This window comes from Aeromonas sp. FDAARGOS 1403 (assembly GCF_019047325.1).
GTDB classification, from domain to species: Bacteria; Pseudomonadota; Gammaproteobacteria; order Enterobacterales; family Aeromonadaceae; genus Aeromonas; species Aeromonas dhakensis.
Genome location: NZ_CP077249.1, coordinates 2,332,470 through 2,353,024 on the forward strand (window position 1 = coordinate 2,332,470; position 20,555 = coordinate 2,353,024).

Here is a 20,555-nt window from a genome sequence, read left to right on the forward strand (position 1 = left end):
AGCATAAGGAATTCAAGATGAGCGGAACTGAGGAAGAGGATCTGATGGCGGACGCCTGGGCTGCCGCGCTGGAAGAGCAGGTGACTGCCGAAGCCAAGCCCGCTCCTCTCGAGGAGCTCAAGGACGATGCCCCCATCAGTGCCGAGGAGCGGCGCAAGCTGGATACCATTCTGGATATCCCGGTCACCATCGCCATGGAGGTGGGCCGCAGCCAGATCAGCATCCGCAACCTGCTGCAGCTCAACCAGGGCTCGGTGGTGGAGCTGGATCGGGTGGCGGGCGAGCCGCTCGACGTGCTGGTCAACGGCACCCTGATCGCCCACGGCGAGGTGGTGGTGGTGAACGACAAGTTTGGTATCCGGTTGACCGACGTCATCAGCCAAATCGAAAGGATCAAGAAGCTCAAATGACCAGACTCATAGTGTCACCGTTTGAGGGGGCCCGGATGCTGACCAAGAAGTTCGGTATCCCTTCTGTGTTGGCCGACGTCATCAGCCAGATTGAAAGGATCAAGAAACTCAAATGATCCGCGTCTCCCCGTTGCTGCTGTTGTCCTTCCCCGCACTGGCTGAACCCGGTGCGGGCGCCAATCCGCCCAGCCTCACCTCCTGGTTGCTCTCCAGTCTGATGGTGATTGGCCTCATTCTGGTGCTCGGCTTCCTGCTCAAGAAAAGCAAGATTGCCACCGCCATGGGCGGCGGCCAGATGCGCGTCATCGCCAGCCTGCCGGTGGGCTACAAGGAGAAGCTGCTGGTGGTCAAGGTGGGCGAGCAGCAACTGCTGCTCGGGGTGACGCCGCAGCAGGTCAACTTTCTCTATCGCCTGGAAGAGCCGCTGGACGAGAGCCAGCCCCAGGCATTTTCCCAGCAGCTTGGCAAATTGATGGGCAAGCATGAAAAAAGCTAACGGCTCACGGCCGCACGGTGGGCTGCTGGTCGGCCTGTTATCCCTCCTGATCCTCTGCTCGCCGCTGGCGCTGGCCCAGGACGGCATGTCGGCGGTCACCATCAAGACCATGGCGGACGGCAGCCAGGAATACAGCCTGACCCTGCAGGTGCTGGCGCTGATGACGGCGCTCTCCTTCCTGCCGGCCATGGTCATCATGATGACCTCCTTCACTCGCATCATCATAGTGCTCGGCATCCTGCGCCAGGCCATCGGCCTGCAGCAGAGCCCCTCCAACCAGGTGTTGATCGGCATCGCCCTCTTTATGTCGTTCTTCATCATGTCGCCGGTGCTGGATCGCATCAACAACGAGGCGCTGCAACCCTATCTGGCGGAGACCATCCAGGCCAAGGAGGCGCTGGAGCGGGCCGAACTGCCCATCCACCAGTTCATGCTGGCCCAGACCCGGATCAAGGATCTCAACACCTTCATGGAGATAGCGAACGTGCAGGTGGACAAGCCCGCCGACGTGCCGCTGCGGGTGCTGATCCCGGCGTTTGTCACCAGCGAGCTCAAGACCGCCTTCCAGATAGGCTTCATGCTGTTTTTGCCCTTTCTGGTGATAGACCTGGTGGTGGCCAGTATCCTGATGGCGATGGGGATGATGATGCTGTCGCCCATGCTGGTCTCTCTGCCGTTCAAGCTGATGCTGTTCGTCATGGTAGATGGCTGGAACCTCATTCTGGGATCCCTGGCCAACAGCTTCGGGCTGGGCGCCGGTGGTTAAGGGCGAACGACGCAAGGAGCGAATGGCATGAGTCCTGAAACCTTTATCGACGTGTTTCGCGAGGCGCTCTGGCTGGTCACCATCATGGTGTGTGCCGTGATCCTGCCGAGCCTCTGCGTCGGTCTGCTGGTGGCCATCTTCCAGGCCGCCACCTCCATCAACGAACAGACCCTGAGCTTTCTGCCCCGTCTCATCGTCACCCTGTTTGCGCTGGGGGCGGGGGCGCACTGGGGCCTGCAGAGTCTGATGGACTTCTTCATGCTGATGGTGAGTCAAATTCCCGAGGTGGTGGGATGAGTAGCCAGGCCGTGCGCCTGCCGCTGCTGCAGGTCGGCAAGGTGCCAGCATGACCTATACAACCGCTCTCATCATGGAGTGGTTGTCTTCCATCGTCTGGCCGCTGGCGCGAGTGAGCGGGCTGCTGATGGTGATGGCAGTGTTCGGCAGCCGGCTGACCCCGGCCCGCATTCGCATCAGCCTGGCGCTGGCGCTGACCCTGATGATCGCCCCTCTCCTGCCCGCCATGCCCGGGATTGAGCTCTTCTCCGTCGGCAGTTTTCTGGTGCTGGGGCAGCAGCTGCTCATCGGCATCGCCCTCGGCCTCATGACCCAGTTTCTGATGGAAAGCTTCGTGATGGCCGGCCAGATCATCGCCATGCAGACCAGCCTGGGGTTCGCTACTCTGGTGGATCCCATGAACGGCCAGTCGGCCCCTGTGGTGGGTCAGTTCTATCTGATGCTGGCGACCCTGGTGTTTCTGGCGGTGGATGGTCACCTCATCATGCTGCGCATGGTGGTGTTGAGCTTCGAGACCCTGCCGGTGTCGGACAGCGGCCTCAGCCTGCCCTCCATTCGTGACCTGATCGGTTTTCTCGGGGTCATGTATCAGGCCTCGCTGGTGATGGCGCTCTCCGCCATCGTCGCCCTGCTGCTCATCAACTTTGCCTTCGGCGTCATGACCCGCGCCGCCCCCCAGCTCAATATCTTCAGCATCGGTTTTGCGGTCAGCATGATGTCGGGCCTGCTGATCCTCTGGCTCACCATAGGTGGCTTCCTCGGTCACTTCGACAGCATGTGGGAGCGGGTGCAGGAGACCAGTTGCACCCTCATCGGCACCCAGTGTCTGGGGGGCCAGTAAGATGGCTGCGAGGCGCCGTTACCCGCCGCAGGCCGCGCTCCTTGCATTCGCTCTGCTGAACGGCGGCGAGCGGGCGCGCGTTCCGGTTTGCCCACTCAACCTGTACGGGGGTCAGCATGGCTGATACCGATCAGGAACGTACCGAACAACCCACGGGCAAACGACTGCAACAAGCCCGGGAAAAAGGGCAGATTGCACGATCCAAGGAGCTGGGAACCGCCAGCGTCCTGCTGGCGGCCGTATTCGGCCTGCTGATGGTCAAGGAGAGCCTGGCCGGCGCCATGGTCAAAGTGCTCACCATGGGCTTTACCCTGGACAGGGAGCAGGCGTTCGATCCCAACGCCATGATGACCATGCTGCCGGCCCTGCTGCGCGAACTGCTGCAGCCTCTTGGTCTGTTGTTCATGCTGGTGGCCATTGCGGCCTTCGTCGGTAACGTGCTGATGGGGGGGATGAACTTCTCCTCCGAGGCCATGCTGCCCAAGTGGAGCAAACTGAGCCCCCTCAACGGCATCAAGCGGATGTTCGGGGTGCAGTCCCTGGTCGAGCTGATCAAGTCCATCGCCAAGGTGGTGTTCATCACCCTGTTCGCCTGGTGGATGCTCTCCAGCCAGTTCAACCACCTGCTCAACCTCTCCCTCGAGGGCTACCCGGGCGGCATAATAGACGCGCTGGATCTGCTGCTGTGGATGCTGATCATCCTCTGCTGCGCCCTCATTCCCATCGTCGCCATCGACGTGCCGTTCCAGCAGTGGAACCACATGCGCCAGCTCAAGATGACCAAGCAGGAGGTCAAGGACGAGTTCAAGGACAGCGAGGGCAAACCCGAGGTGAAAGGGCGGATCCGTCGCCTGCAGATGGAGATGGCAATGCGCCGCATGATGGGGGACGTGCCCAAGGCGGACGTGGTGATCACCAACCCGACCCACTACTCGGTGGCGCTCAAGTACGATTCCGCCAAGCCCGGTAGCGCGCCCAAGGTGGTAGCCAAGGGTACCGATGAAATCGCAATGAAGATCAGGGAGATAGCCCGGGAGTACGAGATCCCTGTGATGCCCTCTCCGGCGCTGACCCGCGCCATCTACCATGCTACCGAGATAGGCCACGAGATCCCGGAGGGGCTGTTTGCCGCCGTGGCCCAGGTGCTGGCCTATGTCTATCAGCTTAGGAAGTTCCGCCGTGGCCGTGGTCGTCGCCCCAATCCGCTGGCCAAGGATCTGCCCATCCCGCCTGAATTTCGCAAATGACAAACTTCTGACACAGTCAAAATAAAAGCATTGCATTTCAATGCGTTGCATTATTGGCTTGATGTTTGCTTTAATCTGGCATCAGCGGTTTGAGATTGAGAAAAACGATGAAACTCCAGGCATCATTGGGCCGTATCAAAGAGTACAAGTGGCTGTTGACCAAGGGCGTGGGGACGCCGCTGCTGGTACTGGCCTCCCTTGGCATGGTGGTGTTGCCCATCCCGCCGCTGATGCTGGATATCCTCTTCTCCTTCAACATCGCCCTCTCCATCGTGGTGCTGCTGGTGGCGGTCTACACCCGCCGGCCGCTGGAATTTGCCGCCTTTCCGACCGTGTTGCTGATCGCAACCCTGCTGCGTCTTGCCCTCAACGTCGCCTCCACCCGGGTGGTGCTGCTGGAAGGCCACAACGGCAGTGCGGCGGCCGGCCACGTGATCGAAGCCTTCGGCAACGTGGTGATCGGCGGCAACTACACGGTCGGCATCATCGTCTTCATGATCCTGATGATTATCAACTTCGTGGTAGTCACCAAGGGTGCAGGCCGGATCTCCGAGGTGAGCGCACGCTTCACCCTGGATGCCATGCCCGGCAAACAGATGGCCATCGACGCGGATCTGAACGCCGGCCTCATCAATCAGGAAGAGGCCAAGAAGCGTCGTCAGGACGTTACCCAGGAAGCCGACTTCTACGGCTCCATGGACGGTGCCTCGAAATTCGTGAAAGGGGATGCGGTGGCGGGCATCATGATCCTCTTCATCAACATCCTGGGCGGTTTCATCATCGGCATGGTGCAACACCAGCTGAGCTTCGGCGAAGCGGCCCAGATCTACACCCTGCTGGCGATAGGTGATGGTCTGGTCGCCCAGATCCCGTCGCTGCTGCTCTCCATCGCTGCCGCCATCATCGTCACCCGTCAGAATACCGATCAGGACATGGGTACCGCAGTGCTGGGTCAACTGTTCGACAACCCCAGAGCCCTCATCATCTCGGCCGGTATCCTGCTGATGATGGGTAGCGTGCCCGGCATGCCCCATCTGGCGTTTCTGAGCCTGGGTGGCGTCGCCGCCGCCGGTGCCTGGTGGCTGCTGCGCCGCGAGAAACAGCTGGCCGCCAAGGCCGCCAAGGGCGAGCTGATGCCGGCGAACGCGGAGCAGCCCCACGAGCAGAAAGATTTGAGCTGGGACGACGTGATGCCGGTGGACATCATCGGACTGGAGGTGGGTTATCAGCTCATCCCGCTGGTGGACCGCAATCAGGGCGGCGAGCTGCTCAACCGGATCAAGGGGGTGCGCAAGAAGCTCTCCCAGGAGCTGGGTTTTCTGGTGCCTGCGGTGCATATTCGTGACAACCTGGATCTCGCCCCGAACCAGTATCGCATCACCTTGATGGGGGTCAGTACCGGCGAGGCCAATGTTTACCATGATAAGGAAATGGCCATCAATCCGGGTCAGGTGTTCGGCCAGATCCAGGGGATTGCCACCCGGGACCCCGCCTTCGGGCTGGAGGCGGTTTGGGTTGCCAAGGAGCAGGTCTCCCAGGCGCAGACCCTGGGCTATACCGTGGTGGATACCGCGACCGTGGTGGCCACCCACCTCAGCCAGATCCTCTCCAACCATGCCGCTCTGCTGCTGGGTCATGATGAAGTGCAGCAACTGCTCGACATGATAGGGAAGCATCAGAACAAGCTGGTGGAAGGGCTGGTTCCTGAGGTCATCTCCATGGGTAACCTGGTGAAGGTATTGCAGAATTTGCTCAATGAAGGCGTGCCAATCCGCGATATGCGCACTATCCTGCAGACCCTGGTGGAATATGCCCCGCGCAGCCAGGATCCGGAAGTGCTGACGGCCGCCTGCCGTATCGCCCTGCGGCGTCTGATCGTGCAGGAGATTGCCGGACCGGATCCCGAACTGCCGGTGATCACCTTGGCGCCTGAATTGGAACGTATATTGCATCAATCCCTGCAGGCAGGGGGTGGTGATGGCGCCGGCATCGAGCCGGGACTGGCGGAGCGGATGCAGCGCTCTCTGGTGGAAGCCACACAACGACAAGAACTGGAAGGCCAGCCGGCCGTGCTTCTGACATCAGGGATACTGCGCAATACCCTGGCGAAATTTGTCAAGAATGCCATTCCTGGATTGCGCGTTCTGTCTTATCAGGAAGTGCCTGATGACAAGCAAATCCGCATCGTCAGTGCGGTAGGACAGAACTAGTTAGCGGAGATGACGGGTGAAGATTAAGCGGTTTTTTGCCAAGGACATGCGAACGGCTCTGGCCGAGGTCAAGGAGACTCTCGGGCCCGATGCCGTCATCATGTCCAACAAGAAGGTCACCGGTGGGGTGGAGATAGTCGCTGCTGTCGATTATCAGTCCCAGGTGCCGGGACCCAAGGACGCGCCGGTTCGCCGTCAGTTGAACGATGAGAGCGTCAATATCTCGTCTGCCGGCCGGCAGATGACGCGCTCCGCGCCGAGCCCGGCCAAAGAGCAGAATGAACACTATGCCGATACTCTGGCCGCCCTGCTGGCCCGCCAGCAAAAACTGAACCCGGCCGGCCAAGGGCTCAACGGCGCTGCGCCTGCCGCCGCCAGCGGTGCTCCCCGCACCCTGGCCGAACAGGGACAGTGGGGAAATGCTCCCGAACCGGCCAAGCCGAAGGCGAGGGCTGCCGCGCCCGGCCGTGCTCCCCAATCCCCTCAGCGGGATCAGGAGATGGAAGGGATGCGCAAGGAGATGGCCAGCATCCGCAAGCTGCTGGAGCACCAGATCTCCGGCCTGATGTGGCAGGAGGTGGAGCGCCGCGAGCCGATGCGTGCCCTGCTCATCAAGGAGCTCAAGAAGATGGGCTTCGACGATGCCTTCGCCGATCAGCTGGCCGGCATGATCCCCGAGGATATGCCGATCCATCAGGCCATGGCCCAGCTGGCCGAGGTGCTGACGGCCCAGCTCAAGATCAGCGAAGACGAGATTCTGCGCCAGGGCGGAGCGGTTGCTCTGCTCGGGCCGACCGGGGTGGGCAAGACCACCACCATCGCCAAACTGGCGGCGCGGTTTGCCATGAAGTACGGTGCCGAGCAGGTGGCCCTCATCACCACCGACAACTACCGGATCGGGGCCCATGAACAGCTGCAGACCTATGGTCGCATCATGGGCTGCCCGGTCCGCCAGGTGCGTGATGCCGAAGAGCTGGCCAACGCCCTCTATCAGTTCCGCCACCGCCGGCTGGTGCTGATCGACACGGCGGGGGTCGGGCAGCGGGATATCCGGCTGACCGAGCAGCTCGATACCCTGGTCAAGAATGCCAAGGTGCGCATCCGCAGCTACCTGGTGATGTCGGCCACTTCCCAGCGTCGGGTGATGCAGGAGGCGGTGGACCATTTCCGGCGTATTCCATTGAGCGGCTGCATACTTACCAAATTGGATGAGAGTCTGAATCTGGGCGAAGTGATTAACGTGTGTATCCAGAATGCGTTGCCCATCAGCTATATCACTGATGGACAAAGGGTTCCGGAAGATATTCAGGTCGCCAATGCGGCGCAGCTCGTCGGAGCTGCCATGGGCTCGCTGGAGCGGGAAACAGAAGAACCCTATTTCTGGGGCACAGGCTTTGGCGAGGCCGAAGATTCGGAGTTTTATGAGTAACATGTATATGGATCAGGCGAGTGGTCTGCGCAAAATGCGTCAAAACAATCGAGTAAAAGTGATCGCCGTGTCTGGTGGCAAGGGGGGCGTAGGCAAGACCAACGTAACCCTGAACGTGGCGGGAGCCATGGCCGCACAAGGCAAACGGGTGATGGTGCTGGACGCCGACCTTGGCCTCGCCAACGTGGACGTCATGCTGGGGCTGCGGGTGCATCGCAACCTCTCCCATGTATTGGCGGGCGAATGCACCATCGACGACATCATAGTCGAAGGCCCTTACGGCATGATGATAGTGCCGGCGACCTCGGGCACCCAGTCCATGGTCGAGCTCTCGCCGGTGCAACACGCCGAGCTTATCCGCGCCTTCAGCGAGATGAAGACCCAGGTCGACATCCTGCTGGTGGATACCGCGGCAGGCATCTCTGACATGGTGCTGAGTTTCACCCGCGCTGCCCAGGACATCATGGTGGTGGTCTGCGATGAACCGACCTCCATCACGGATGCCTACGCGCTCATCAAGATCCTCTCCAAGGAGCACGGGGTGTTTCGCTTCAAGGTGGTGGCCAACATGGTGCGCTCCTTGCGCGAAGGGCAGGAGCTCTACGCCAAGCTGACCCGGGTGACCGACCGCTTCCTGGATACCTCACTGGAGCTGGTTGCCTGCGTGCCTTATGACACCAATCTGCGGGCTGCCGTGCGCAAGCAGAAGCTGATTGTCGAAGCCTTCCCCAAGTCTCCGGCCGCACTGGCATTCAGAGCGCTGGCCAACAAGGCGGCAAGCTGGCCCATTCCTAACCAACCCGGCGGTCATCTCGAATTTTTCCTGGAAAATTTGCTGCAAAAGCCGGTCATAGCACAGGAAGGTTCCCGTGAATAAAGCCCAAGCGTACTTGCGTCATCAGGATTCCTACGTGCTGGTCGAGCGCCATGCTCCGCTGGTGAAGCGGATCGCCCAGCATTTGTTGGCTCGCCTGCCAAGTAGTGTCTTGCTGGATGACCTGATCCAGGCAGGTATGATTGGGCTGCTCGAAGCCTCCCGCAACTTTGATGGCAGCAAGGGGGCCAGTTTTGAAACCTACGCCGGGATCCGCATCCGCGGCTCCATGCTGGACGAGATCCGGCGCGGTGACTGGGTGCCGCGCTCGGTGCACCGCAACAGCCGCACCATAGCCGAAGCCATCGAAAATGTTGAACAAACCCACGGTCGTGATGCTCGTGATACCGAAGTGGCCGCCCAGATGGGGGTCAGCCTCGCCGAGTATCACACCATGCTGCAGGATGTGTCCTGCGGCAAGATCATCGGCATCGAGGATCTTGGTGTCAGCGAGGATGTCATCGGTCACCCCGATGACGAGCCGGGCAGCAACGGCTTTGATGAACTGGCGGCCGAACGTTTCCAGGGGGCGCTGGCCGAACACATTGCCCGCCTGCCGGAACGGGAAGCGCTGGTGCTCTCCCTTTACTACGATGAAGAACTGAACTTGCGTGAAATAGGCGAGGTATTGAACGTCAGCGAGTCTCGCGTGAGCCAGATACATAGTCAGGCGATGCACAGATTACGCGCGCGTTTAAGAGATTGGCATGTATAAGTGTTTGTACTGGCTACACTGAAACAAAACTCTAAGGCATAATCCGCAAAACAAAACCTGCGATCTGCATCATGTAAGTGAGCCGCTCTGGCGGCTATTTAGGAGGGAATTTTGGACAAGAACATGAAAATCCTCATTGTTGACGATTTTTCAACGATGCGCCGGATTATCAAGAACTTGCTGCGTGACCTGGGATTCAACAACACCCACGAAGCAGACGATGGCAACACGGCCTTGCCAATGTTGAAAAATGGCGATTTTCAATTTGTCGTGACTGACTGGAACATGCCTGGCATGCAAGGCATCGACTTGCTCAAGGCTATTCGCGTCGATGACAAGCTCAAACACCTGCCGGTACTGATGGTGACTGCCGAAGCCAAGCGCGAGCAGATCATTGAAGCCGCTCAGGCAGGCGTCAATGGTTATATCGTCAAGCCTTTCACTGCTGCAACGCTCAAAGAGAAACTCGACAAAATCTTTGAACGAATCGGCTAAGGAGCAGCAGGGATGAAGGCCAAAACGAGTGCAATGATTTCGCTCGATCAGGCAAGGATGCTTGTTGCCCATCTTGAGCAAGGTGAATTCGAACAGGCCGACACTCTCATCGCCGATGCGTGTGCACCCAATGCGGCGGCCCTGTTTGACAAAGTGGGTCAGTTGACCCGACAACTGCATGATTCCCTACAAGATTTTCGGCTGGATCCCAGGATCCCCGATCTGGCCACCCATGAAATTCCCGATGCGCGGGAGCGCCTCAGCTATGTCATCGACATGACGGACAAGGCTGCCAATCGCACCATGGATGCGGTGGAAGCCAGTCTGCCCATTGCCGATCGGTTAAATGACAACATTCAACTCGTTCTGCCCAACTGGAATGCCCTGATGAGCAGAGACATGAGTGTTGGGCAATTCAAGTCTTTGTGTCACCAACTGGATGATTTTATTAAGGCTTCTGAATCTGATGCCGATAAATTACGGCAACTGCTGACAGAAATCCTGATGGCGCAAGATTTTCAGGATTTGACCGGCCAAATGATCCGCAAGGTCATCAAGTTGGTCCAGGAAGTTGAAACTAAATTAATAGAAATGCTGACTATGTTTGGTGAGGCATCTGCCGAGCATTCTTCTCGCAGCCTTCCTGTAAGCGGGATTGAAGCCGAAGGCCCCATCATGAACCCTGAGACTCGTTCCGATGTGGTCAATGGTCAGGATGATGTGGACGATCTGCTGTCTAGCCTGGGATTTTAATGGAGTGACGCATGGCCTTCGAAGTTGATGAAGACATACTGCAAGACTTTTTGGTCGAAGCATCCGAAATATTGGAACAGTTGTCTGAACAACTGGTCGACTTGGAAAAGCGACCCGATGACAAGAATCTGTTGAATGCCATATTTCGCGGCTTCCATACCGTCAAGGGCGGCGCCGGTTTTCTCTCGCTGACCGAACTGGTTGACGTCTGCCACGGTGCCGAGAACGTGTTCGACATCTTGCGCAACGGCAAGCGGACCGTAACCGCCGAGTTGATGGACGTGATCCTGCAGGCCCTGGATGCCATCAATGTGATGTTCGCCCAGGTGCAGAATCGCGAACCGCCTAGCCCTGCGTCCGCCGAAATCCTTCATGATCTGCACGAGCTCTGCAAACCCGAAGGGGAAGAGCAGCTGTTGACTGCCTCTGCAGGCAGCAGTGCTCCGGTGGAGGCTGCCGCTCCCGTGGCTGAAGAGGTGGCTGTGATTGCCGAGCCGGAGCCTGCGGCCGTGCCGGAACCCGCGCAGGAGGCCTCCGTGGTCAGCGGTGGTGGTTCCATCGATGAGATCTCGGCCGATGAGTTTGAACGCCTGCTTGACGAGTTGCATGGCGTCGGTGGCGCACCTACCGCAGCGGCCAGCCCTGCCGCGCCGAGTTCCGGCGACATCACGGATGACGAATTTGAAGCCTTGCTTGACCAGCTCCATGGTCAGGGTCAGCACGGTGGTGCTCCCGAAGTCAACCCGCTGAAGTCGGTACAAAAAGAGGTGGACGAGCTGATCGATGACGATGAGTTCGAACGCCTGCTGGATGAACTGCACGGTCGCGGTCAGAGTCCGCAGAGCAGCATGTCAGCCCCGGCGGCGCCCCAGACTCCAGCGCCGGCAGCACCGGTTACTCCGGCGCCGGCAGCCAAACCAGCTCCTGTGCCTGCTGCGGCCAAGCCCGCCGCTGCGCCGGCAGCGGCAAAACCGGCTCCTGCACCGGCGTCATCCAAGCAGGCTGCGTCAGCGTCCGCCGACAGTGCGGTGCAAAGCGACACTACGGTACGGGTGGATACCAAGACGCTGGACGTCATCATGAACATGGTGGGTGAGCTGGTGCTGGTACGAAACCGTCTGGTGAGCCTCGGCATTGCCAGCAACGATGAAGACATGTCAAAAGCCGTTGCCAACCTTGATGTGGTGACGGCGGATCTGCAAGGCGCGGTGATGAAGACCCGCATGCAGCCTATCAAGAAAGTATTTGGTCGCTTTCCACGGGTGGTTCGGGATCTGGCCCGTACCCTCAAGAAAGAGATCGAGCTGGTAATGGTCGGTGAAGAGACCGATCTCGACAAGAACCTGGTGGAGGCCCTTGCTGACCCGTTGGTTCACCTAGTGCGCAACTCTTGCGACCACGGTGTCGAGATGCCGGATGTTCGCGAGAAGGCGGGCAAGCCACGGCAAGGTACCATTACCCTGAGCGCGTCCCAGCAGGGCGATCATATCCTGCTCTGCATCGAGGATGATGGTGCTGGGATGGATCCCGAGAAGCTCAAGTCCATCGCCATCAGCCGCGGTGTGCTGGATGCCGATACTGCGGCACGCATGAGCGATAACGATGCCTACAACCTGATCTTTGCTCCCGGCTTCTCGACCAAGTCAGAGATCTCCGATATCTCCGGCCGTGGCGTCGGGATGGATGTGGTGAAGACCAGCATCGTCAGCCTGAATGGCTCGGTGCATATCGATTCGACCTGGGGCAAGGGCACCCGTCTCGAGATCAAGGTGCCGCTGACCCTGGCGATCCTGCCGACCCTGATGGTGGAAGTGGGCGAGCAGACGTTCGCGCTACCGCTGGGCTGTGTGAACGAGATTTTCCATCTGGATCTGAAAAAGGCCAACATGGTGGATGGACAGCTCACCATCATAGTGCGCGAGAAGGCCATCCCATTGTTCTATCTGCACAACTGGCTGGTCAGAGGCAAAAACCGAAAATCGCGTCAGGACACGGGCCACGTGGTGATTGTCCAGATTGGTACCCAGCAGATCGGTTTTGTCGTGGACAATCTGATTGGCCAGGAAGAGGTGGTGATCAAGCCGCTGGACAGCCTGCTGCAGGGGACTCCCGGCATGGCTGGGGCGACCATCACTAGCGATGGCGGTATTGCGCTCATTCTGGATGTGCCGAGTCTGCTCAAGGCGTACGCCCGTAGACATTGATACCCCAGGCTCAAGGAGTTAGAAGAATAACAATGGCAATCAAGGTATTAGTTGTCGACGATTCAAGCTTCTTCCGTCGTCGGGTCAGCGAGATCATCACTCAGGATCCCATGCTGACGGTCATCGACACGGCCCAAAATGGGCGGGAAGCGGTAGAAAAGGCACAGCAGTTGCGTCCTGACGTGATCACCATGGACATAGAGATGCCGGTGATGGATGGCATCAGTGCCGTGCGTGAGATCATGGCCAAGTGCCCCACGCCGATCCTGATGTTCTCTTCTTTGACCCATGAAGGGGCCAAAGCCACGCTCGATGCGCTCGATGCAGGGGCGCTCGACTTTCTGCCCAAGAAATTCGAAGACATTGCCCGTGACAAGGATGAAGCCGTCCGTTTGCTGCAGCAGCGGGTCAAGGAGATTTCACGCAAGCGCTTCCTGATGTCTGCGCCGGCACGCCCGAAGGCGCCCGAGCCTGTGGCCAGGACACCTCTGAATGCGCCACGTCCGGCAGAACGTCAGGCAGAGCCGCAGCGTGCTGCTCCGGTGGCCGCATTCAAGCGCAGCGGCAAGAGTTATCAGCTGGTGGCCATTGGTACTTCTACCGGCGGCCCGGTCGCCCTGCAGAATGTGTTGACCAAGCTGCCCGGCGATTTCCCGCATCCGATCCTGCTTATCCAGCACATGCCGGCGACCTTCACCGCGGCCTTTGCCGCACGTCTCAATGGCTTGTGCCAGATAGGTGTCAAGGAAGCGGAAGATGGGGATGTGCTCAAGCCCGGTCACGCCTACCTGGCCCCCGGTGGCAAACAGATGCTGCTGGAAGGCCGTGGTGCCGGTGCCCGCATCCGCATCGTCGATGGTAATGACAAGGTCAACTACAAGCCGTGTGTCGACATTACCTTCGCCTCTGCCGCCAAGACCTATGCCGATAAGGTGCTTGCTATCGTGTTGACCGGGATGGGAGCGGACGGTCGGGATGGCGCGCGTCTGCTCAAGGAGCAGGGCTCCACCATCTGGGCGCAGGATGAAGCGTCCTGCGTGGTTTATGGCATGCCACAGGCGGTTGCCAAAGCCGGTATTGCCACTGAATCGCTGCCACTGGATCGGGTCGCACAACGTATCCTGGTTGAGCTGGGCCGCTAACGATGGGCATGTTTGGCCTGATCCTGGCACTGGGAGCCATTGCCATTGCCCAATTGTGGCATGGCGGCAACCTGTTGACCCTGCTCGATGGACCCGCGTTTGTCATCGTGGTGGGGGGAACCTGGGGGGCGGTCATTTTGCAGACGCCGCGCAAGTTCCTGCTGGAAGCGCTCAGGCAGACCCGCTGGATGGTGCTGCCGCCGGACTGGGATCTGGTCGCTCAGGCCGAGAGATTGCAATCCTGGGCTATCTTTGCACGCCAGCAAGGGTTGCTGGCGCTGGAGAATCAGGCCGAGCAGGAGAGTGACGAATTTACCCGTCATGGCCTCACCATGATAGTGGACGGGGTTTCGGTAGACGACATTCGTATGTTGCTGGAAGCGGATATCGATATCGAGCAGGAGCGCAACGAGCACTCAGCCAGGGTCTTCGAGGCCATGGGGGGGTACAGTCCGACCATCGGCATCATAGGTGCCGTCATCGGGCTGATCCAGGCGATGTTTCATCTGGAGGAGCCTGCCGCTCTCGGTACCGGCATTGCCGTCGCCTTCGTTGCCACCATTTACGGGGTCGGCTTTGCCAACCTGCTCTACTTGCCGATCGCCAATCGTCTGCGTGCTTTTCACTATCATTACGCCCTGTTTCAGGAGATGACGCTGGAAGGCCTGATGGCCATCGCCCATGGCGAGAATGGCCCCCAGGTTGAACGGCGGTTGAAGGCTTATCTGAAGGGAGAGTAGCCATGCGCAAGCGCTATCGTTTGCATCTGCAAGGTCGGGAACACCTCGACCGCTGGCTGGTTTCCTACGCCGACTACATGACGCTGATCTTCGCCCTGTTCGTGGTGCTTTACTCGGTGGCACTGGTCAACAAGGACAAGTATCGCGCCGTCATCGACGGCATGACCCAGGCATTCAATGTGATGCAGCCCCGCAGCGATGGCTTGCTGGAGGGGCAGGGCAAGTCGCTGCTGAACAATGAAGTGTCCGCCGCAACCTCTGTGCTGGAGAGTGCCAAGGCCCGTTCACCCTCGCAGGCTCCTATTTCTGGTGTTCCCATTCTGCAAGATGGTATGACTCTTGCGAAGATAGATTCGCAACTGCAGGAGAACATGGGGTCTCTGGTGGATGCCGGGGTTGTCAAGTTGACGCAGGATGACAACTGGCTGACGGTGGAGCTGAGTTCCGGCCTGCTGTTTGGCAGTGGCAGCGCGTTTATGAGCTCCAATGCAGATCCGGTACTCAATACTCTTTCAAGTATCCTGAAACCGGTCGATAACTATGTGAGAGTGCGAGGTTACACGGATAACCAGCAGATAAATAATGAAATTTTTCGCTCCAACTGGACGTTGTCGGCAGCAAGGGCGGAGGCCGTGCTCACCGCCCTCATTGCCAAGGGGATAGCTCCGCAGCGACTAGCCTACGAGGCGTACGGGGAGTTCTCTCCCTTCTCGGACAACAGTACTGAGCAGGGGCGTTTACAGAATCGCAAGGTGGTGGTCGCTATTTCCAAGTTCGCCTGGGTACCACCTCCGACCCCGGTTCCTCCCGTTAAGCCAGTGACGGAGGAGCCGGTCCCGGCAGTTCAGCAGGCAGTCGAGGCAGGAGAGGTCAAGGTGATCTCGCTGCCAGGTGGTGGCATACGCATAACAACGAGGCAGGATTGATACAGTGATTGTTTGGACGGTTGCCAACCAAAAAGGTGGGGTCGGTAAAACCACCACGGTGGTCTCGTTGGCCGGTATTCTGGCTCAGCGTGGTCAGCGGGTGCTGTTGATCGACACCGACCCTCATGCTTCCCTGACCTCATATCTCGACTTTGACTCCGATCGGCTGGATGGCACCCTCTATGAGCTGTTCCAGGCGGTCAAGCCCACGGCGGAGCTCGTCAATAAACTGACGCTGCGTACCAAGTTTGAGAACATCCACCTGCTGCCCGCTTCCATTACCCTGGCCACGCTGGATCGGGTGATGGGCAATCGGGAAGGGATGGGGCTGGTGCTCAAGCGGGCACTGCTGCGCATCCAGGATCAATACGACTATGTGCTGATCGACTGCCCGCCCGTGCTGGGGGTCATGATGGTGAATGCGCTGGCGGCCTGTGACCGGATCTTGGTGCCGGTGCAGACCGAGTTCCTAGCGCTCAAGGGGTTGGAGCGGATGATGAAGACTTTCGAGATCATGCAGCGCTCCAAGCGGGAGAAGTTCCGCTATACCGTCATTCCCACCATGTTTGACAAGCGAACCCGCGCCTCGCTGATGACCCTGCAGTCCATCAAGGAGCAGCACGGGAGCGCGGTCTGGAATGCCGTCATACCCATAGATACCAAGTTTCGGGATGCCAGTTTGCTTCACATTCCCCCCTCCATCTATTCGCCGAGCAGCCGCGGTACCTACGCCTATGAGACGCTGCTCAACTATCTTGATGCGCAAGAGCGCCAGCGTGCTCATGAGGTGACATCATGAGAGATACCACCCAAGTCCGGGCCATGGATGACTACTTCCACTCCCTGCTGCTGGAGGATGCTCTGCTGCTGGATGCCGACGAGCCTGACTCCGCTCCCGTCATCCAGCTGCAACGCAAGCCCCAGCCGGTTGCCGAGAAAGTGGCGCAGCCCTATCTGGAGGCGGATCAGCGGCTGGAACAGTTGAGTGAACTGCTGGCCCAGGTCGGTCAGGTACAATATGAAATCGATGCCCTGAGCCATGAAGAGGTGGTCACTGAACCGCTGCAGATCGAGGCCGAAGATGCCTTGCTGCCGGTTGAGCCGGTCTGGCCCGAGGAGATGCCTGAGCCGGTGACGGCGGATCCCGCGACTCTGGTGGTGACGGAGACCGAGGTGGCGCTGGCGCCACAGGAGGAGGTTGCCCCCTCCACCTGGGAAAACATCGATACCGGCAAGGAGTTTCAGGCCCTGTTCTTTGAAGTGGCCGGCGTCACCTTTGCCGTGCCGTTGACCGAGCTTGGCGGTATTCATCAGCTGGGGGAGGTGTCATCCCTCTTTGGCCAGCCCGGCTGGTACAAGGGGATCATGACGTCCCGCGAGCAGAAGATGAACGTGGTGGACACGGCGCAGTGGGTCATGCCGGGCCAGCATCTGGAAATAGATGACTACAAGTATCTGATCATGTTGGGTGAATCCCCCTGGGGACTGGCCTGCCATCATCTGAAGGGAACCGAGTTATTGCACCGTGATCAGGTCAAATGGCGCCATCAGGAGGGCAAACGTCCCTGGCTGGCGGGCATGGTCAAGGAGAAGATGTGTGCCCTGCTGCACGTGAAGGAATTGCTCCTGTTGCTGGAGCGTGGGGTCAACATAGAAGGTCGCTGATAACTTCTGCACTCGGGCTGTTTTATTGCTAGTTTTACCAGTAGACGTTTTCATAAAAGGAATAAAAACATGACAGAAAAGCGCAATATTGCACAGAATCTGGCCGAAGACGAAGTGCTGCAATGGGTCACCTTCCAGCTGGAAAATGAAACCTATGGCATCAACGTGATGCAGGTGCAGGAGGTGCTGCGCTACACCGAGATCGCCCCTGTGCCGGGTGCCCCCGAATACGTGCTGGGCATCATCAACCTGCGCGGCAACGTGGTGACCGTCATCGACACCCGTTCCCGCTTCGGTCTGCCTTCTGGCGATGTGAGTGAAAACTCGCGCATCGTCATCATCGAGGCGGAGAAGCAGGTGATCGGCATCATGGTCGACAGCGTGGCCGAGGTGGTCTATCTGCGTTCGTCCGAGATCGATGCGGCCCCGGCCGTGGGTACCGAAGAGAGCGCCAAGTTCATTCAGGGGGTCAGCAATCGCGATGGCCAACTGCTGATCCTGGTCGATCTGAACAAGCTGCTCTCCGATGAAGAGTGGGAAGATATCGGTTCCCTCTGATAGGAAGATGATGTGTTGATGATTGAAATTGCCGCCTTGGGGGTGTCCTTGCTGGCGTTGGCGCTGGCCCTGTACGGGGTGTTAGGCAGCCGACGTGGCCAGCGAGAGTCCGAGGCCAGGGTGGAGCTGCTGCAGGGTCAGCTCGAGAGTCTGCGCAAGCAGATGATGGAGCTGCATACCGGAGCCATCGGCATGGGCCAGCGTCTGCAATCCGTCGAAGGGGCCATGCAACAGGTCAATGACCGCCAGCAGGAGCTGACCCTGCAGGATCCGGAACGCCGCCTGTACAGCCGGGCCGCCAAAATGGTGGAGCTCGGTGCCGACCTCGATGAGGTCATGAACGAGTGTGAATTGCCAAAGGCCGAGGCTGAATTGTTGATTTCATTGCGAAAAGGCCGCTCATGATCGATCGGGAAGGCATCTGCCTTCCTGATTTTCCCGCCCCGCTTTGTGGCTCTCCAAGGCGGGATCTCCCCCACAAATCCTGCTGATAATTGGCATCTTTGAAAAGACGCTTCCCGATACTGTGTTAATATGCAGGCCGCTTCTTTTCACTGATTACATCCTCATGCTGCTTCAAATTCACAACCTGAGCTGCGTGCGTGAAGATCGCACTCTGTTTGAACATCTCTCCTTTGCGGTGGCTCCCGGTGATCTGGTGCAAATTGAAGGTCCCAACGGCGTGGGCAAGACCAGCCTGCTGCGCTTGCTGACTGGCCTGTCTCAGCCTTTTGCCGGTGAAGTGTGCTGGAATGGCGAGAATATTCGCCATTGCCGCGACGAATATCACGCCAATCTGCTCTATCTCGGTCATCAGCCAGGTGTCAAGGCTGCCCTGACACCGCTCGAAAACCTCGCCTTCTACCAGAAACTGCACCATGCGGCCGATACCAGCGTGGACCTGTGGCGGGTGCTGGCCCAGGTCGGTCTGGCCGGCTTTGAAGACAACCTCACCGGTCAGCTCTCCGCCGGTCAGCAGCGCCGCGTCGCGTTGGCCCGTCTGTGGCTGAGTGACCAGCCGGCACTCTGGATCCTGGACGAGCCGTTCACCGCCATCGACAAGCAGGGGGTGAAGGTGCTGGAGCGGCTGTTCCTGACCCATGCCGAGCGGGGGGGCATGGTGATCCTCACCACCCATCAGGACATGACCCTGATGCAGGGACGGCTGAAGACCCTCTCTCTCACGCCCTTGCTGCAGGAGTAGTTCTGATGTTGCGCGCCGTAATGCACCTGATCCACCGTGAGCTGCTGATGGCCCTGCGCCAGCGCTCCGACATCCTCAACCCGCTCTGGTTTTTCCTCATCGTCATCACCCTGTTTCCGCTGGGGATTGGCCCCGAGCCCAAGCTGCTGGCCCGCATTGCCCCCGGCATCATCTGGGTGGCGGCCCTGCTGGCGGCCATGCTCTCCCTGGAGCGGCTGTTTCGCGACGACTTCGGCGATGGCGCGCTGGAGCAGATGATGTTGGTGCCCCATCCGCTGGGCTTGCTAGCGCTGGCCAAAGTGATCGCTCACTGGTTGCTGACCGGCCTGCCGCTGTTGCTTATCTCCCCGCTGCTCGCCATCCTGCTGTCGCTGGACATGAACACCTATCTGGCTGTGGTCGCCACCCTGGCGCTGGGCACACCTGTGTTGAGCCTGCTCGGGGCGATCGGGGTGGCCCTCACCGTGGGTCTGCGCAAAGGGGGAGTGTTGCTCAGTCTGCTGATCCTGCCGCTATATATCCCGGTGCTGATTTTTGCGACCTCGGCAATCGATGCGGCCGGGATGGGGCTGCCTTACGGTGGCCAGCTTGCCATTCTGGCAGCCATGCTGGTGGGGGCATTGACGTTGACCCCGCTGGCGGTGTCGGCGGCTTTGCGAGTCAGCCTCAACTGATGGTGTCGGTGCAAGAGTAATAAGCCTCGTATGGGGCAATGTTGGAAAAATTAAGTTGCGATGGATCAAGGAGAGCGCCGCTTATTGCTTTCGGGGTATTTGATGCAGCCCTGTGGTCGGTATGGTAGGCCTCGCCAAATGATTAATAACAAAAAGGTTTTGTGAGCTATGTGGAAATGGTTGCACCCTTATGCCAAACCGGAGCGGGCCTATCAGTTGGCTGGTACCCTGCTGCCCTGGTTTGCGGTGATTAGTCTGCTTTCGTTCATCATCGGTTCTGTCTGGGGGCTAGCCTTTGCCCCCGCAGATTATCAGCAGGGTGACTCCTTCCGGATCATCTATATCCACGTCCCTGCTGCCATCCTCTCCATGGGCGCTTACTCCACCATGGCGATTGCTGCGTTTATCGGACTGGTATGGCAGCTGCGGATGGCTGACATGACGGTAGCAGCCATTGCTCCGGTCGGTGCCATCTTTACCTTTATCGCTCTTTTTACCGGTGCGGCCTGGGGCAAGCCCATGTGGGGAACCTGGTGGGTCTGGGATGCCCGTCTCACCTCCGAGCTGATTTTGTTGTTCCTCTACCTCGGCGTCATCGCCCTCTACAACGCCTTTAGCGACAAGGTGCTGGCTGGTCGTGCGGCCGGTATTCTGGCGCTGGTCGGGGTGATCAACCTGCCCATCATTCACTACTCAGTGGAGTGGTGGAACACCCTGCATCAGGGCGCCACCATCACCAAGTTTGCCAAGCCCTCCATCTCTTCCGACATGTTATGGCCGCTGCTCGTTATGATCCTGGCGTTTGCCACTTTCCTCGGTGCTGTGACCCTGATGCGTTTTAAAAACGAGCTCTTGATGCGGGAGTGGCACCGCCCCTGGGTCAAAGAGATAGCCGAGCAGGAGAAGTAA

The 20,555-nt window shown here is 59.1% G+C and carries 23 protein-coding genes; all 23 read left to right on the forward strand.

Annotated elements, in window-relative coordinates:
• Positions 1 to 17 precede the first annotated feature (17 nt).
• The 23 genes from fliN (at position 18) to I6L33_RS11165 (ending at position 20,555) form a co-directional block, all read left to right on the forward strand.
• Positions 18 to 410 carry a flagellar motor switch protein FliN gene (fliN, locus tag I6L33_RS11055; protein WP_005298791.1) on the forward strand — a complete coding sequence of 131 codons (393 nt, stop codon included), beginning with the start codon at positions 18 to 20 and terminating at the stop codon, positions 408 to 410.
• Positions 411 to 522: 112 nt separating this feature from the next.
• On the forward strand, positions 523 to 906 hold the full coding sequence (gene fliO, locus I6L33_RS11060; protein ID WP_017781141.1) for a flagellar biosynthetic protein FliO: 384 nt from the start codon (positions 523 to 525) through the stop codon (positions 904 to 906).
• Positions 893 to 1,672 carry a flagellar type III secretion system pore protein FliP gene (gene fliP / locus I6L33_RS11065; RefSeq protein ID WP_010634623.1) on the forward strand — a complete coding sequence of 260 codons (780 nt, stop codon included), beginning with the start codon at positions 893 to 895 and terminating at the stop codon, positions 1,670 to 1,672. Before fliO ends, fliP begins: the two co-directional genes overlap by 14 nt.
• Before the next feature lie 27 nt (positions 1,673 to 1,699).
• Positions 1,700 to 1,969, forward strand: a complete 270-nt coding sequence (gene fliQ / locus I6L33_RS11070; RefSeq protein WP_005298799.1) for a flagellar biosynthesis protein FliQ — start codon at positions 1,700 to 1,702, stop codon at positions 1,967 to 1,969.
• A gap of 49 nt (positions 1,970 to 2,018) precedes the next feature.
• On the forward strand, positions 2,019 to 2,810 hold the full coding sequence (gene fliR, locus I6L33_RS11075; protein ID WP_124249745.1) for a flagellar biosynthetic protein FliR: 792 nt from the start codon (positions 2,019 to 2,021) through the stop codon (positions 2,808 to 2,810).
• Between the two features lie 116 nt (positions 2,811 to 2,926).
• Positions 2,927 to 4,057, forward strand: a complete 1,131-nt coding sequence (flhB, locus tag I6L33_RS11080) for a flagellar biosynthesis protein FlhB (protein ID WP_017766597.1) — start codon at positions 2,927 to 2,929, stop codon at positions 4,055 to 4,057.
• Positions 4,058 to 4,164: 107 nt separating this feature from the next.
• Complete coding sequence (gene flhA / locus I6L33_RS11085; protein ID WP_005298806.1) at positions 4,165 to 6,267, forward strand: flagellar biosynthesis protein FlhA; 2,103 nt, start codon at positions 4,165 to 4,167, stop codon at positions 6,265 to 6,267.
• Positions 6,268 to 6,283: 16 nt separating this feature from the next.
• Positions 6,284 to 7,696, forward strand: coding sequence for a flagellar biosynthesis protein FlhF (gene flhF / locus I6L33_RS11090; protein ID WP_005298808.1), 1,413 nt, complete (start codon positions 6,284 to 6,286; stop codon positions 7,694 to 7,696).
• Between the two features lies 1 nt (position 7,697).
• The gene (locus tag I6L33_RS11095) at positions 7,698 to 8,573 is read left to right on the forward strand and encodes a MinD/ParA family protein (protein WP_010634619.1); all 876 of its coding nucleotides are present in this window, start codon (positions 7,698 to 7,700) and stop codon (positions 8,571 to 8,573) included.
• Complete coding sequence (locus I6L33_RS11100) at positions 8,566 to 9,285, forward strand: RNA polymerase sigma factor FliA (RefSeq protein ID WP_005298811.1); 720 nt, start codon at positions 8,566 to 8,568, stop codon at positions 9,283 to 9,285. Before I6L33_RS11095 ends, I6L33_RS11100 begins: the two co-directional genes overlap by 8 nt.
• A 111-nt stretch (positions 9,286 to 9,396) precedes the next feature.
• A complete protein-coding gene (cheY, locus tag I6L33_RS11105) occupies positions 9,397 to 9,780 on the forward strand; it encodes a chemotaxis response regulator CheY (protein ID WP_010634617.1) in 384 nt (127 codons plus the stop codon).
• 12 nt (positions 9,781 to 9,792) lie between these two features.
• Complete coding sequence (locus I6L33_RS11110) at positions 9,793 to 10,533, forward strand: protein phosphatase CheZ (RefSeq protein WP_005298816.1); 741 nt, start codon at positions 9,793 to 9,795, stop codon at positions 10,531 to 10,533.
• Between the two features lie 11 nt (positions 10,534 to 10,544).
• The gene (locus I6L33_RS11115) at positions 10,545 to 12,737 is read left to right on the forward strand and encodes a chemotaxis protein CheA (protein ID WP_216974056.1); all 2,193 of its coding nucleotides are present in this window, start codon (positions 10,545 to 10,547) and stop codon (positions 12,735 to 12,737) included.
• 32 nt (positions 12,738 to 12,769) lie between these two features.
• Complete coding sequence (locus I6L33_RS11120) at positions 12,770 to 13,879, forward strand: chemotaxis response regulator protein-glutamate methylesterase (protein ID WP_017766599.1); 1,110 nt, start codon at positions 12,770 to 12,772, stop codon at positions 13,877 to 13,879.
• 2 nt (positions 13,880 to 13,881) lie between these two features.
• Entirely contained in the window at positions 13,882 to 14,619 is a 738-nt protein-coding gene (locus tag I6L33_RS11125; protein ID WP_017788566.1) for a flagellar motor protein, read from the forward strand.
• Positions 14,620 to 14,621: 2 nt separating this feature from the next.
• A complete protein-coding gene (locus I6L33_RS11130; RefSeq protein ID WP_201892267.1) occupies positions 14,622 to 15,545 on the forward strand; it encodes a flagellar motor protein MotB in 924 nt (307 codons plus the stop codon).
• Positions 15,546 to 15,549: 4 nt separating this feature from the next.
• A complete protein-coding gene (locus I6L33_RS11135; protein ID WP_005298826.1) occupies positions 15,550 to 16,344 on the forward strand; it encodes a ParA family protein in 795 nt (264 codons plus the stop codon).
• The gene (locus I6L33_RS11140; RefSeq protein ID WP_216974057.1) at positions 16,341 to 17,210 is read left to right on the forward strand and encodes a chemotaxis protein CheW; all 870 of its coding nucleotides are present in this window, start codon (positions 16,341 to 16,343) and stop codon (positions 17,208 to 17,210) included. Before I6L33_RS11135 ends, I6L33_RS11140 begins: the two co-directional genes overlap by 4 nt.
• Positions 17,211 to 17,279: 69 nt before the next feature.
• The gene (locus I6L33_RS11145; protein WP_005298836.1) at positions 17,280 to 17,768 is read left to right on the forward strand and encodes a chemotaxis protein CheW; all 489 of its coding nucleotides are present in this window, start codon (positions 17,280 to 17,282) and stop codon (positions 17,766 to 17,768) included.
• 18 nt (positions 17,769 to 17,786) lie between these two features.
• Complete coding sequence (locus I6L33_RS11150; RefSeq protein ID WP_010634610.1) at positions 17,787 to 18,173, forward strand: DUF2802 domain-containing protein; 387 nt, start codon at positions 17,787 to 17,789, stop codon at positions 18,171 to 18,173.
• 163 nt (positions 18,174 to 18,336) lie between these two features.
• The gene (ccmA, locus tag I6L33_RS11155; protein ID WP_216974058.1) at positions 18,337 to 18,972 is read left to right on the forward strand and encodes a cytochrome c biogenesis heme-transporting ATPase CcmA; all 636 of its coding nucleotides are present in this window, start codon (positions 18,337 to 18,339) and stop codon (positions 18,970 to 18,972) included.
• 5 nt (positions 18,973 to 18,977) lie between these two features.
• A complete protein-coding gene (gene ccmB / locus I6L33_RS11160; RefSeq protein WP_216974059.1) occupies positions 18,978 to 19,646 on the forward strand; it encodes a heme exporter protein CcmB in 669 nt (222 codons plus the stop codon).
• Between the two features lie 168 nt (positions 19,647 to 19,814).
• Positions 19,815 to 20,555: a heme ABC transporter permease gene (locus I6L33_RS11165; RefSeq protein ID WP_124242336.1), complete on the forward strand. Its 741-nt coding sequence runs from the start codon at positions 19,815 to 19,817 to the stop codon at positions 20,553 to 20,555.

What these genes read in the sequence shown, in the direction of transcription:
- I6L33_RS11145 (WP_005298836.1), top strand. Translation starts at nt 17,280, where the DNA reads ATGACAGAAAAGCGCAATATTGCACAGAATCTGGCCGAAGACGAAGTG.
- I6L33_RS11110 (WP_005298816.1), top strand. Translation starts at nt 9,793, where the DNA reads ATGAAGGCCAAAACGAGTGCAATGATTTCGCTCGATCAGGCAAGGATG.
- I6L33_RS11120 (WP_017766599.1), top strand. Translation starts at nt 12,770, where the DNA reads ATGGCAATCAAGGTATTAGTTGTCGACGATTCAAGCTTCTTCCGTCGT.
- I6L33_RS11165 (WP_124242336.1), top strand. Translation starts at nt 19,815, where the DNA reads ATGTGGAAATGGTTGCACCCTTATGCCAAACCGGAGCGGGCCTATCAG.
- I6L33_RS11095 (WP_010634619.1), top strand. Translation starts at nt 7,698, where the DNA reads ATGTATATGGATCAGGCGAGTGGTCTGCGCAAAATGCGTCAAAACAAT.
- flhB (WP_017766597.1), top strand. Translation starts at nt 2,927, where the DNA reads ATGGCTGATACCGATCAGGAACGTACCGAACAACCCACGGGCAAACGA.
- I6L33_RS11130 (WP_201892267.1), top strand. Translation starts at nt 14,622, where the DNA reads ATGCGCAAGCGCTATCGTTTGCATCTGCAAGGTCGGGAACACCTCGAC.
- I6L33_RS11115 (WP_216974056.1), top strand. Translation starts at nt 10,545, where the DNA reads ATGGCCTTCGAAGTTGATGAAGACATACTGCAAGACTTTTTGGTCGAA.
- ccmB (WP_216974059.1), top strand. Translation starts at nt 18,978, where the DNA reads ATGTTGCGCGCCGTAATGCACCTGATCCACCGTGAGCTGCTGATGGCC.
- fliN (WP_005298791.1), top strand. Translation starts at nt 18, where the DNA reads ATGAGCGGAACTGAGGAAGAGGATCTGATGGCGGACGCCTGGGCTGCC.
- flhA (WP_005298806.1), top strand. Translation starts at nt 4,165, where the DNA reads ATGAAACTCCAGGCATCATTGGGCCGTATCAAAGAGTACAAGTGGCTG.
- fliR (WP_124249745.1), top strand. Translation starts at nt 2,019, where the DNA reads ATGACCTATACAACCGCTCTCATCATGGAGTGGTTGTCTTCCATCGTC.
- fliP (WP_010634623.1), top strand. Translation starts at nt 893, where the DNA reads ATGAAAAAAGCTAACGGCTCACGGCCGCACGGTGGGCTGCTGGTCGGC.
- I6L33_RS11125 (WP_017788566.1), top strand. Translation starts at nt 13,882, where the DNA reads ATGGGCATGTTTGGCCTGATCCTGGCACTGGGAGCCATTGCCATTGCC.
- fliQ (WP_005298799.1), top strand. Translation starts at nt 1,700, where the DNA reads ATGAGTCCTGAAACCTTTATCGACGTGTTTCGCGAGGCGCTCTGGCTG.
- I6L33_RS11150 (WP_010634610.1), top strand. Translation starts at nt 17,787, where the DNA reads ATGATTGAAATTGCCGCCTTGGGGGTGTCCTTGCTGGCGTTGGCGCTG.
- ccmA (WP_216974058.1), top strand. Translation starts at nt 18,337, where the DNA reads ATGCTGCTTCAAATTCACAACCTGAGCTGCGTGCGTGAAGATCGCACT.
- fliO (WP_017781141.1), top strand. Translation starts at nt 523, where the DNA reads ATGATCCGCGTCTCCCCGTTGCTGCTGTTGTCCTTCCCCGCACTGGCT.
- I6L33_RS11140 (WP_216974057.1), top strand. Translation starts at nt 16,341, where the DNA reads ATGAGAGATACCACCCAAGTCCGGGCCATGGATGACTACTTCCACTCC.